Genomic DNA, 13158 nt, shown 5'->3' with positions numbered 1-13158 from the left:
CATAATTATTTAAAAAATAGGTGTTTGTACGAGTTGGTTTAGTTCTTCTGCAGACATTACGACTTGCTTTTGCATTTCATTTAATTTTAAGGTCGTTTCTTTATAACTGTTAGTAAAATCCGTAAAGTCAATTAAAGACACGTTTCCTTTTTTAAAATTATCCTGCATTCCTTTATAAACCGCATTCAAATTGTTAATATCAATTTGCTCAATGCTGAAATAGAGATTGTAGTTATTTTGCCAAGTTTGGTACGCTGCAGCTACATTATTTTCAATTTCCAACTTTTTACCTTCAGAATTTTTCTGACTCTGATCAATTAATGCTTTAGCCTTTTTCACATTTCCAGCGTTTTGTTTCCATAAGGGAATTGGGATTCCAACTGTGAAATTGACTTCATTTTTATAAATGCCACTATTTTGATTCCATTGTAATCCACCTGTAACATCTGGAGTGTTCAAAGATTTTTGCCACTTGTAATAAGACGTATTACTTTCAATGCTTTTGGTAGCATATAAATAATCGGCATTATTTTCTAAAGCTTTTTGCTGGATTTCTGAAAGAGAATTCAGAGGTTGCTTTTTAAGGATTTCCGAAACTTCATCCGGACTTACATCGGGTAAAATATCACCGGTAATTCCCGTTAAAATATGCAGATTTTGCACTTCTGTAGAAATGCTGTTTCTAATTTGTAGTTTTTCATTATTTAGGTCTAAAACGATAGCCTGTAAGCGAACTTCATCTTTAAGCGCTATGTTTCCTTTTGCAGTCTGCACTTTATAAGCTGTAACTAAATCAGTGATGAAATTTAACTGTTTATCAATACTTACTAATTTTTGTTGATCAAAATAAATTGAGTAAAAACTTTCCCGTAATTGCGTTCTTAGTTGCACCAATAATTGCTGCAATTGAAGTTTTGCTAGTTCTTTATTGCTTTTAAAAAATCCTACCTCATTTTTTCTTCTGCCACCAAGCACGAAAAGTTGCTGCACTGCAAAACTTTTAGAAGGCCCAAGGTCAAAAATTTTTTTATTTTCGGGGTTGTAAGCATTGGCTTCAAAACTCGCCTGGGGAAGATCCCAAATCTTTGACTGCATAATATCTGCATCTGCAAGAGAAAGATTATATTGCTGTGCAAGAAGTTGTAAATTATTTTTAACGAAAGAATCTTCCGCTGAATTCAGCGTTATTCTTTGCTGGGCAAAAATTCCTGATGATACTAAAATACCCACCAAAATCATTCTATTCATTATTGTCTTTTAATAGGGCAAAATTGAATAGAAAACCTTAAAACAAACTTAAATTTAGATTAAAAAAACCTTAAAACCTTAAATCGGAAAAATGACTTGAAAGATATTTTGATTGTCAGAATGGCTTTGATAAATGATTGTACTTTTATGATATTCTAAGATTCTCTGGGCAATTCTTAATCCCAAACCGGAACCGGAAATATTCTGAGAATTACTGCCACGAATAAAAGAATCAAATAAACGTTTTTGCTCGTCAATAGAAATTGTTTTGCCGTAACTTAAAACGTCAACTTTCAAACTTTCCGCAGATTCATTAATAGTAACCGTTACCGAATCATTTTCGCCGTAGAGCGCCGCATTTTTAAATAAATTAATAAACACAATTTCCAGCAAAGATTTTACACCCAAAATTGTCAGTTGGGCAGTTTCCAGACTTTTTTCAGAGATTTGAAAATCCATTTTCATATTAGGGAAGTTTTTTTCAACTCTATGATATGCATCAAAAATGATCTCATCAATCCGCACTTCCTGATAAATACTTTGAATATTTTCTTTGTCAAATTTTGCTAAAATCAAAAGCGAGTTAGTCAGATCAGATAATTGGTAAATTTCTTTCGAGATCTGTGAAAAAACAGCTAAAGTTTCAAGCGAATATTTTTCGGATTTAATTAAATTTTCAATTTGGAAAGCCATTCTCGTTAAGGGTGTTCGGATTTCGTGCGACGCACTTGAGGTGAAATCTTTTTGCGACTGAAAAACATCATTTAGCCGAACAATCATTGTATTGAAAGATTGACCTAAAACCCCAATCTCATCATCCGAAGTTTCAATCGGAATTTGTGTGGTTAATTTATGCGCGGTTACTTCTGAGATCTCTTTTTTTAATTTTTCTAAAGGCTCCAGAAACTTTGCAATGATGTAATAACTTAAAAACCAAATTAATAGAATACTTAAAAAATAAGAAAATAATAAAACATATTTCAGGTAGGCTAGCTTAGACTCACCTGAGGTATCTACAGCCGTCGTGATTATATAATAATTCTTGCCGCGAATATCTCTTAACGCCGCGTAAACTTCAGATTGATCACTTTCAAAATACAGCGTATTTTTTTTGTCTAATTTACTGAGCAAATCTTTATCCCAGGTTACACTGTGATCTTTGATGGTACTGTAAAGCAAATTTTTCTGATTATCAAAAATCATAATATTTTCTGCAAGCATAATATTATCTGCAGTTTCACTAAAAATAATAGGATGGCCTACACTAAATTCGTTTGAAAGTAAAATTTCATTGATGGTAAAATCAAGTCTTTTCTCAAATCTATCCTTAAACTCATTCTGCCGAAAAGTATTAAAAGAAATATAAATGACCGTAAAAACTACGCCGAAAAGCAATGAGAATGCTAAACTAAGATTTAGCGCAATTTTTCTTCTAAGCGATTTTTTCATAACGCACTAAGATAATATCCGAAGCCGGAACGCGTGTGGATCAATTTTAACTCAAAATCTTTATCAATTTTCTTTCTTAAAAAGTTAATATAAACTTCTACTGTATTAGTATTTGTATTAAAATTATGTTCCCAAACATATTCTGTGATCTGCTGCTTAGAAACCGTTCTTCCTTGGGCTTCTGCCAAAAATATCAAAAGGCGTTGCTCTTTTACAGTGAGCATGATTTCTTGCCCATTTCTAAAAACTTTTTGCTCAGTTTTATTAATTAAAAGATCTTCAATTTTTATTATATCGTCTAAAGATTGATCGTTCGTGTCTTTTCTTCTGAGTAAAGAATTTATTCTCATTAACAATTCTTCGAACTGAAAAGGTTTAACCAAATAATCATTAGCCAAAAACCCAAACGCCTCTTTTTTACTCGAAAGATCACCAAATGCAGAAATCATGATTATGGGTATATTTTTCTCTGACGATCTAATTTTCTCGCAGACTTTCAAACCATCTAACTTTGGAACATTAATATCTAACAGGAAAATATCGAAACTATTCTGCTTCATTGCAATCTCAACAGAATCACCTTCAAAGACTTTCGTTACCTCAAAACCGCTTTCCTCCAAAAACTTAGTTAATTCCGTGGACAAAATAAGGTCATCTTCTAGCAAAAGTATTTTCATAACATATATTATAAAACAAATCTAAGAAATAAAAGCAAAAAAAAATCCCTCGAAACGAGAGATTAAAAAAATGAGCCAACTACGGGAATTGAACCCGTGACCTCTTCCTTACCAAGGAAGCACTCTACCGCTGAGCTAAGTCGGCAAAAATAAAAAAATCACAAATGAACAAACTTTTGTGATTTTTTTATGGAGCGGAAGACGAGGGTCGAACTCGCGACATTCAGCTTGGAAGGCTGACGCTCTACCAACTGAGCTACTTCCGCAATTTTTGTTTCCAAAAAAGGTTGGTAAACGTTTCGCAAACGCTGTAAATAAAACTTCTATAAAAAAGTGGGGAGAGCAGGATTCGAACCTGCGAAGTTTACACAACTGAGTTACAGTCAGTCCTCGTTGGCCGCTTGAGTATCTCCCCAATATCTTTTTTTTAAATGAGCCTCCAGAGGGACTCGAACCCACGACCTGCTGATTACAAATCAGCTGCTCTAGCCAGCTGAGCTACGGAGGCAAAGATTTTAAAGAACTACTTAACTGTTTTTGCGAGTGCAAATATAGCATAGTTTTTTTTAAATCTACAAATATTTTTTAGTATTTCTTATAATTTTTTTTTAAGCCAATTCTTTCTTCTTGATTAGCAGTTTTTTAGCCACCTCAGCACAAAGATCTAAACTTTCTTCGAAGCTGGCGCTGGTTTTTTTTACAACAATATCATCCCCTGGAACTGCTAATATGATTTCGGCTGTTTTATTCTCTTTTTCAGTGGTATTTTCCACTTTTAAAAGCACTTTACAATCTATTACCTTATCATAATAAGTATCTAATTTATTTAATTTCTTTTCCAAATGTTCTTCAAGCGGTGCATGTGGTGTTAATCCAGTTGACTGTACGTGTATTTTCATAATAATAAATTTTGATTATAATTAATTTATTCCTCTTTCTTGTTTGCTCTCGGATGTGCAGCATTTAAAACTTTTTTAAGCTGCTCAATATTCGCTGAGGTGTAAACTTGCGTAGAAGCCAGACTACTATGTCCCATTATTTTTTTGATCTTACTAATTTCAGCGCCATTTTCTAAAATATGCGTCGCAAAAGTATGTCTTAAAATATGTGGACTTTTTTTCTTCTTTAAAGTCACCTGACTAAGATAGAAATTAACGACCGAATAGACAAACTTTTCATTTAATTTCTTGCCTTTTTTACTCACGAAAAAATACATCTCACTATCATTCAGTGCCTTTCTTTCGGTGTTAAAATAAGATTGTAATTTTCCGGATAGATTTTCAGAAACAGGGATAATTCTCGTTTTATTACCTTTTCCCTGCACTAAAATTTCAAATTTCTCAAAATCAACATTATCCCTTATAAGATTGCATAATTCCGCCTTTCTGATCCCTGTTTGATAGAGAAGCTCAACAATGCATTCTTTAAGACAATCATAATTATTCTCGAAAATTTTTTCCAAATCAGACATTTCGTGCACAGACATGGGAATTTGTTTTTCAGCATAAAATTTAAGAAGGGAAATACTTTCGGTAGGATTTATAGTGATCTCACCAACTTTTAGTAAAAAAAGATAAAAGGATTTCAGGCAAGAAATCTTTCGGTTGATACTTCGCTTAGAATAATTTTTGATCGAAAGATTGACAATAAAATTGCGAAATATAATTTTTTGCGCATTGACTACATCATTAGAAGATTCAGTTTCCATCAAAAACACTTCAAAATCATGTAAATCTTTAGCATAACTTTTTACGGTAAGTGTGGAATACCTTTTCTCTAAGGCTAAATAATCTAAAAACTTCTGAATCATAAATAAAAAAATCACTTCTCAAATATAGTAATTTAAGAAGTGATTTTATAATAAAAAGGTAAAAACCTAGGATTCTATCCTTGTTCTTCCTTGCTGATTAATCTTTGTTTGTAGGACGCTTTCAGGTTCGCTTGTCTTTTAACAACACTAGGTTTATTAAATTGCTGACGACCTCTAAGGGCTCTTACAGTTCCCGTTTTATCAAATTTACGTTTGTATTTTTTAAGGGCTCTATCGATAGCTTCGCCATCTTTTACTGGAATTATTAACATAGTTTACATCTCATTTTGGATTGCAAAAATACAATTTAATTTTAGTTCTGCAATTAATTTTTAGAATAATCTTTCATGAAATTCTTCTATTTTATTAACCACTTCTACTATAATTCCTAGCTTTTTCTTGGCAATTTTATTTAAACCTGACACAAATATTTTATCGTAACCCATTTTTTCTGCTTCAGAAATACGTTGCTCAATTTGTGGAACTGGACGTATTTCGCCGCTCAAACCAATTTCACCCGCAAAACAAAATTTTTCAGAGATCGCAACATCTTCCGTACTAGATAAAATCGCTGCAATCACTGCTAAATCCAAAGCGGGATCATCGGTTTTTATACCACCTGTAATATTTAAAAAAACATCTTTTGCACCCAGCATAAATCCCGCGCGTTTTTCTAAAACCGCCAAGAGCATATTGAGTCTTTTTCCATCAAAACCGGTTGAACTTCTTTGCGGCGTACCATAAACTGCGGAACTTACCAACGCTTGAATTTCCAGCAACATTGGGCGATTTCCTTCCAAAGTCACAGCAACTGCATTGCCGGAAAGCTCTTCAAATTTCTTTGTAATTAAAAGTTCTGAAGGATTTTTTACTTCCCGCAAACCTTGTGCAACCATTTCATAAATACCAATTTCCGCTGTAGAACCAAATCTATTTTTATTCGCGCGCAGCAATCTAAACATGTGATTTCTATCGCCGTCAAAATTTAAAACCACATCTACCATGTGTTCCAAAACCTTTGGACCGGCAATTTGGCCATCTTTTGTTATATGACCTACCAAAAAAACTGGCGTTCCAGTATCTTTTGCATATTTAATTATTTCGGAAGAACATTCTCTAATTTGAGAAACTGTTCCTGGTGAACTTTCTATTACTTGACTTTGCAAAGTTTGAATAGAATCTATAATGACAAAATCGGGTTTTAATTTTTTGGCTTCTGTTAAAATTTTCTCGACCGAAGTTTCCGTGTAAAGAAAACAATGTTCCTGATGAATTTCCGTCAAACGATCGGCACGTAGTTTTATTTGTGAAGCGCTTTCTTCGCCCGAAACATAAAGCACTTTTTTTCGCATTTTTAAGGCAATTTGCAATAAAAGCGTCGATTTCCCAATTCCAGGTTCACCACCAATTAATGTGACAGAACCCAAAACAATTCCGCCACCTAAAACACGGTTTAATTCTTCCGATGGTGTCGAAATTCTTTGTTCGGCGCCAGTTTCTACATCAATAATATTGATGATTTTCTGTTTCCCAGAACCTAAAATATCATAAGTTGAACGCGGTGATTTTTCTACGATTTCCTCTACCAAAGTATTCCATTCACCACAGGCTTTGCATTGTCCCATCCACTGCGCGTAATTTGTACCACAGTTTTGACAGATATAAGCGGTTTTAATTTTTGCCATAAGTCACAAATTTCCTGAAAATAATTTAGAAATGCGGAGAAAATATTATTTAGACTTCATTTTATTTTTTTAAATGTGAAATCTTCAATAATTATCTTTTTCCTCATATTATTAAAAATACAAAATTAAATTTTTGGAAAACTATTGAAATAATATTATAAATAAGACATCATAGTAGAATTTTATTAAATATATTGATAATTAATTTCTGATTTAACAATATCTTTACGATTGAAAACCTTCAATAATCTTAAAAAATAAACTTTATGAAACTTTCATTATCCCTATTAATAATGCTAATGGCAATCAACTTTTCAGTCGCGCAAACGTTAAAAGCAGTATCTTATAATGATGGGGGGCAAAAACTTAACGGATTCGTCACTTCAAATGCAGGGAAAAAATTGCCTGGCGTATTGGTTCTTCCCGCTTGGATGGGAATTGACAATGAAGCAAAAAACACGGCCTTAGAATTAGAAAAAGCCGGCTATATTGCATTTTTGGCTGATATTTATGGCGAAGGAAATATGCCAACAGATTATGCTTCTGCGGGAAAAATTGCCGGAAAATATAAAAATGATTATAAATCTTACCAACAAAGGATTTCTTTGGCGTTAGAACAACTGAAAAAAGCCGGTGCAAATCCAGATAAAATTGCAGTAATTGGTTTTTGTTTTGGTGGAACTGGCGTTTTGGAAGTGGCGAGAGCAAATTTTCCTGTAGTTGGTGTAGTTTCAATCCACGGCGGACTTTCTAAAGATGCTGCGAGAGAAAACACACCGATAAAAACTAAAGTTTTGGTAGAAAATGGTGCAGATGACGGGGGCGTAACGCCAGAAGTTTCGGCGGCGCTTACTAAAGAATTAAATTTAGGAAAAACCGATTGGCAAATGATCACGTATGCTAATTCTAAACATACTTTTACGAATCCAGAATCTAAGGATTACAACGAGATAATGGCAAAAAGAGCTTGGGCGCACACGATGATGTTTTTAAAAGAGATTTTGAAATAAAACCTTTATATTTTCTAAAATATCAAACTTCTATAATCAAATGCATTATAGAAGTTTTTTATGATCAAATTTAATTTTACGCCAACATTCGCAAAAGGGATGGAAGCGGCATCCTTTTTTTTATTCTAATATTTTTTTCTGAAAATCTAATTTGTAAAAAAAAGATACAGCGAACAGCCCGACCCGAGCGGCTGGAAATGCCTTGGCGAGGGATTTGCCAAAACCGTTTATTAAAAGTTCCTTAATATTTTAAATTAAAACGAGTTCAGATTTGCCAATCAAACGAGATAGTTTAACTTTGCCCAAACCTAAACTAATGAGCAAAAAACAAACGAAATACATCTTCGTGACCGGCGGTGTAACTTCTTCTTTAGGAAAAGGAATTGTCTCCGCTTCTCTAGGGCTTCTATTAAAAGCACGCGGATTTAATGTCACTATTCAGAAACTCGACCCTTACATTAACATTGATCCAGGAACGCTAAATCCATATGAACACGGCGAATGTTATGTTACAGAGGACGGCGCAGAAACCGATTTGGATTTAGGACATTATGAACGATTTCTCAATTCTCCAACTTCACAAAATAACAATGTAACGACCGGAAAAATCTACCAAACCGTTATAGAAAAAGAACGAAAAGGTGATTTTTTAGGAAAAACGGTTCAGGTTATTCCACATATTACCAATGAGATTAAGCGAAGAATTAAAATTTTAGCCAAGAAAAATTACGACATTATTATTACCGAAATTGGTGGAACAGTCGGCGATATAGAATCTCTTCCTTATATAGAATCTGTGCGCCAATTAAAATGGGAATTAGGTGCGCATAATTCTATGGTAATTCATTTAACATTATTGCCTTTTCTCTCTTCAAGTGGTGAATTAAAAACAAAACCTTCGCAACATTCTGTCCGTCAATTGATGGAAAGCGGCATTCAAGCTGATGTTTTGGTTTGCCGAACGGAACATAAAATTCCAAAAGAACAGCGCGCAAAACTCGCTCAGTTTTGTAATGTTTCACTGGAAAATGTTATAGAATGTATGGATTTAGACACGATTTATGAAGTCCCACTCTACCTACAAAAACAAAATTTCGACGACGTTGTTTTGGAAGTTTTAGATTTAAAAAATGACAAAGAAGCCGACCTTAAAAATTGGAAGGAATTTTTAAGAAAATACAGGCATCCAAAAAAAACCGTAGAAATTGCGCTAATTGGTAAATATGTGAGCTTACAAGATTCTTACAAATCAATATCAGAATCTTTTATTCATGCGGGTGCTGCGCAAGAAATAGAGGTTAAAGTTCGGTGGATTTATTCCGGTGAACTTACCGCAGAAAATATTAAAGAACGACTTAAAGGTGTAGATGGAATGTTAATCGCGCCAGGTTTCGGCGACAGAGGTATTGAAGGTAAAATTTTAGCAGCAAAATATGCGCGTGAAAATAATATTCCGCTTTTAGGAATTTGCTTGGGAATGCAAATAATGACGATCGAATTTGCCAGAAACGTTTTAAATTTAGAAAAAGCAAATAGCGTAGAATTTGATATTGGAACGTCTGAACCAGTTATTGCGTTAATGGAAGAACAAAAAAATGTGGTAGATAAAGGCGGCACAATGCGTCTTGGGGCGTGGAAATGTACTCTAAAAAACAGTTCAAAACTTCTTGAAATTTATGGTACAAAAAACATTTCTGAACGTCACCGTCACCGTTATGAATTCAATGGTGAATATAAAGATCTTTTTGAAAAAAACAATTTTATGGCTTCAGGAATTAATCCAGACACCGACTTAGTGGAAACTATTGAATTAAAAAATCATCCCTTTTATATAGGTGTACAATTTCATCCGGAATATAAAAGTACGGTTGCCAATCCACACCCTCTGTTTATGGCCTTTGTAAAAGCGGTGAGTGAGAAATAAAAGTGGATAACTTCTTATCAATCAATACTTCTATTTAAATATTAAATCAAATAGTTGCGCTGCAAAATATTAAAATAAAAATAGTAATTTTGCAGCCAAATTTTAAGGGAAAAACTACGCTTTAAACAAGTGTAAAATTCCTGACTTAAACAAGAACAATGCAACAAAATAACGGCTTAGATAAAAACCAGATCATCAGTTTTGTCCTATTTTCATTAATTTTATTTGGCTTCATGTTTTACTTTCAAGGTAAACAAGCGAAAAAAGATGCTGCGAATCCTCAGCAAACGGCAAAAACTGCACAAGTTGCAACTAAACCTATAGCAGAGGTTCAAAATTTAAACCCAACGGTTAATCAAGAATCTATAAAAACGGTAAGTCTAAAAAATGATTTATTGGATGTGCAATTTTCAAGTTTAGGTGGTCAGATTTCTTCGGTGGAATTACTTAAATTTAAGGCCTACAACCACAAAACAGATAAAGATACCGATCCACTTTATTTATTTAATAAAAATAACGCGTCTTACGGTTTTCAGTTTAAAGATAAAACTGGGAAGGTTTTTAATACTAAAGATCTAGTGTTCAGTCCGACTGTCAGCGGAAATACGGTGACGATGCAGTCTACTGTAAATGGTGCCAACATTCAGTTTATTTATACTTTAAATGAAAAATATGAAGTTGGTTTTAAAGTAAAAACGCAAGGTTTAGCGCAAATTGTAAGCGACGGCAAAGCAGACTTCATGTGGAACTATAACGTCCGTGGTAAGGAAAAAGGACGCTCGCAAGAAGCGCAACATACGGAATTCTCCTACGGTTTCAATAATTATAAATCTTCGGATTATGACGGAAGAACAACCATGGAAGAGCCAAAAGAAACTTTAAACTGGATCGGTATAAAACAGCAGTTTTTTGGCGCAGTAATAGAAGCAAACAGCGGTTTTACCAATTCTAAGGGAAACCAGGACCAACCAAAAGACGAAAAAGGTGAATTTCTAAAAACATTTACTTTTGACGGACAAGTGAAAATGGCTGGAAATGAATTAAACCAAGATTTCACTTGGTATTTTATGCCTTTGGATTTAAAATTATTAAAAGATTATAATAAAAACTTTGATGAGATATTACCTTTAGGATGGTCGTTCATCGGAACATTAAACAGACATTTCTTTATTCCGATTTATAATTTATTGACTTCTTGGGGTATTGCTGCAGGTTGGGTGATATTTTTAATGACGATTATTACAAAAATAATTCTGTCGCCGGTAATGTTTAAACAACATAAACTGAGTGCGATGATGCGGGTAATTCGGCCGGAAATTGATGAAGTGAATGCAAAATTTAAAGACGCAGATGCCATGAAAAAACAGCAGGCAACGATGGCTGTTTATAAAAAAGCGGGCGTCAATCAAATGGCAGGATGTCTCCCTGCGGTCTTGCAGATCCCCATATTTTATGCGCTCTTCCGATTTTTCCCCAATAATCTCGATTTGCGTGGACAAAGTTTCTGGTTTGCGAAAGATTTAACAGCGTATGACGACGTAATAAAACTGAATTTTAATATTCCATTTTTAGGGGAACATTTAAGTATTTTCGCTATAGCGTGTACGATTGTTATATTAATTTATACGATTTTGACTTCTGGAAATATGCAGCAACCGCAAGCGCCAGGAATGCCAAATATGAAAGTCTTGATGTACATTTTTCCTGTAACGTTTTTATTCTTTTTAAATACATCTGCTTCGGGATTGTCATGGTATTATTTCGTATCAAATGCGATTAACATAGTCATTATTCTAGTTATTAAATACTGGATTTTAGATGAGAAAAAGATCCACGCACAAATCCAAGCTAATAAAGAAAAAGAGCCGAAAAAAGAAGGAAAATTTGGCAAAAGAATGCGCGAGATGATGGAGAAAGCACAAGAGCAACAAAAAGTGCAAGGCAAGAAGTAATTTTAAATTTTGGATTATAAATTTTAAATTTTAAATTAATTAAAATTTAAAAGTGTCTCGTCAAATATTTGCCGAGACACTTTTTTTAAAAATAATTTTAAATTCATACTTCAAAACTCATACTTCCAACTTTCAAAATTTTTATATCTTTGCCATCCATGAGAAAAACAGCCTGTTGATTTCAATTTATTGGAATAGGAAAGTCCGGACACCGAAGAGCAGCAAAGCGGTTAACAGCCGTCGGTCGTGAGATCAGGACAAGTGCAACAGAAAGTATGTATATTAATTTATAGTGAAACCAGGTAAACTCTTTGCGGTGCAATGTTAAGTACATCGATGCTTTTAGATTCGTCTAAGATAGGAGTTGCTGGCTCCGAAAATCGAGGGGTAAACAGCTAAAATTTTGCAGCAATGTAAGATGTAGATAAATAACAGGCGTTCAATTTATTTTGAAAACAGAATCCGGCTTATCGTTTTTCTCATGGTTTTTTTTACGAATTATTTTTCCTTATTCAGAGATTCCTTCGCCGCTTTTAATTCCTTTAAATCAGCATCTGACAAAACAGGAAAACCCAAATTCATTTCTTCAAAATTTTTGATGATAATTTGAAGCGCCGCTAATCTTGTAAACCATTTGCTATCCGCGGGCAAAACGTACCACGGCGCATGATCTTTGGAAGTTTCATTAATGGCTTCTTCGTAGGCTTTTTGATAATCATCCCAAAGCACTCTTTCTGTTAAATCCCCTAAACCAAATTTCCAGTTCTTATCTTCTTCATCAATGCGATCCAGAAATCTTTGTTTTTGCTCTTCTTTAGACACATTCAGAAAAAATTTAATAATTTTAGTTCCATTTTTCGCTAAATGTTTTTCAAAATTTCGAATACTTTCGTACCGCTGTTTCCAAAATTCTTTGTCAAAATCTGCTGCGTTATTCCAGACCTTTTCATTTAAATTGTATTCGGGATGAACTTTACATATTAAAACACTTTCATAATGTGACCGGTTGAAAATACCTATTTTTCCTTTTGCCGGAAGTGCAATATAATGGCGCCAGAGAAAATCATGTGAATAATCTTTTGTAGAAGGTGTTTTGAAACTTGTCACTTCACAACCTTGCGGATTAATGCCACCGAAAACGTGCTTTATCAAAGAATCCTTTCCCGCAGCGTCCATCGCTTGCAAAACAATTAAGACAGATTGACTTCCATCTGCATAGAGTTTTTCCTGTAATAGCCGAAGTGTGTCTACTTCGTCTTTCAAAATTTTCTTACCGTCCTTCTTAGAAATTGATCCGCTGTATTTTGTTTCAGATTTTGAGATATTAAATTTACCTTTTAAACGGAAATCTTCTGAAAAACTATTACTCATTTTTTAAATTTTAATAAATGTACCAAAAAAAA

At 33.8% G+C, this 13158-nt stretch carries 11 protein-coding genes, 4 tRNA genes and 1 other RNA gene; 4 read left to right on the top strand and 12 right to left on the bottom strand.

Going from position 1 to position 13158, the window contains the following annotated elements; translation table 11 throughout:
• Positions 1-9: 9 nt before the first annotated feature.
• The 11 genes from ACVBED_RS08450 to radA all read right to left on the bottom strand — a co-directional run bounded on the left by ACVBED_RS08450 (position 10) and on the right by radA (position 6869).
• Complete coding sequence (locus ACVBED_RS08450; protein WP_447121419.1) at positions 10-1248, bottom strand: TolC family protein; 1239 nt, start codon at positions 1246-1248, stop codon at positions 10-12.
• 78 nt (positions 1249-1326) lie between these two features.
• Complete coding sequence (locus ACVBED_RS08445) at positions 1327-2697, bottom strand: sensor histidine kinase (RefSeq protein WP_473094857.1); 1371 nt, start codon at positions 2695-2697, stop codon at positions 1327-1329.
• Positions 2694-3374: a response regulator transcription factor gene (locus ACVBED_RS08440; RefSeq protein ID WP_447121417.1), complete on the bottom strand. Its 681-nt coding sequence runs from the start codon at positions 3372-3374 to the stop codon at positions 2694-2696. Before ACVBED_RS08440 ends, ACVBED_RS08445 begins: the two co-directional genes overlap by 4 nt.
• A gap of 73 nt (positions 3375-3447) precedes the next feature.
• Positions 3448-3519: transfer RNA gene (locus ACVBED_RS08435), tRNA-Thr, on the bottom strand.
• Positions 3520-3564: 45 nt separating this feature from the next.
• Positions 3565-3640, bottom strand: a tRNA-Gly gene (locus ACVBED_RS08430).
• Between the two features lie 68 nt (positions 3641-3708).
• Positions 3709-3789: transfer RNA gene (locus tag ACVBED_RS08425), tRNA-Tyr, on the bottom strand.
• A 19-nt stretch (positions 3790-3808) separates the two neighbouring features.
• Positions 3809-3882, bottom strand: a tRNA-Thr gene (locus ACVBED_RS08420).
• Positions 3883-3982: 100 nt separating this feature from the next.
• A complete protein-coding gene (locus ACVBED_RS08415) occupies positions 3983-4273 on the bottom strand; it encodes an HPF/RaiA family ribosome-associated protein (RefSeq protein ID WP_473094856.1) in 291 nt (96 codons plus the stop codon).
• Positions 4274-4299: 26 nt separating this feature from the next.
• Complete coding sequence (locus tag ACVBED_RS08410; protein ID WP_473094882.1) at positions 4300-5184, bottom strand: tyrosine-type recombinase/integrase; 885 nt, start codon at positions 5182-5184, stop codon at positions 4300-4302.
• A gap of 74 nt (positions 5185-5258) precedes the next feature.
• On the bottom strand, positions 5259-5456 hold the full coding sequence (gene rpsU, locus ACVBED_RS08405; protein ID WP_090079510.1) for a 30S ribosomal protein S21: 198 nt from the start codon (positions 5454-5456) through the stop codon (positions 5259-5261).
• 60 nt (positions 5457-5516) lie between these two features.
• A complete protein-coding gene (gene radA / locus ACVBED_RS08400; RefSeq protein ID WP_447121413.1) occupies positions 5517-6869 on the bottom strand; it encodes a DNA repair protein RadA in 1353 nt (450 codons plus the stop codon).
• Between the two features lie 266 nt (positions 6870-7135).
• Between radA and ACVBED_RS08395 the strand changes: the two genes are divergently transcribed.
• From ACVBED_RS08395 to rnpB, 4 genes are all read left to right on the top strand, one after another.
• Positions 7136-7879, top strand: coding sequence for a dienelactone hydrolase family protein (locus tag ACVBED_RS08395; RefSeq protein ID WP_447121412.1), 744 nt, complete (start codon positions 7136-7138; stop codon positions 7877-7879).
• Between the two features lie 316 nt (positions 7880-8195).
• Positions 8196-9803: a CTP synthase gene (locus ACVBED_RS08390; protein WP_473094855.1), complete on the top strand. Its 1608-nt coding sequence runs from the start codon at positions 8196-8198 to the stop codon at positions 9801-9803.
• Between the two features lie 158 nt (positions 9804-9961).
• Positions 9962-11755, top strand: coding sequence for a membrane protein insertase YidC (gene yidC, locus ACVBED_RS08385; RefSeq protein ID WP_447121411.1), 1794 nt, complete (start codon positions 9962-9964; stop codon positions 11753-11755).
• A 159-nt stretch (positions 11756-11914) separates the two neighbouring features.
• Positions 11915-12241, top strand: an RNA gene (rnpB, locus tag ACVBED_RS08380) — RNase P RNA component class A.
• Positions 12242-12253: 12 nt separating this feature from the next.
• Here the strand turns inward: rnpB and ACVBED_RS08375 are convergent.
• Positions 12254-13126: a PPK2 family polyphosphate kinase gene (locus ACVBED_RS08375; RefSeq protein ID WP_447121410.1), complete on the bottom strand. Its 873-nt coding sequence runs from the start codon at positions 13124-13126 to the stop codon at positions 12254-12256.
• Between the last annotated feature and the right edge of the window lie 32 nt (positions 13127-13158).

This window comes from Halpernia sp. GG3 (assembly GCF_052976925.2).
Note: the sequence above shows the minus strand (reverse complement) of the source record. Positions and strands in the feature narration are given on the sequence as shown.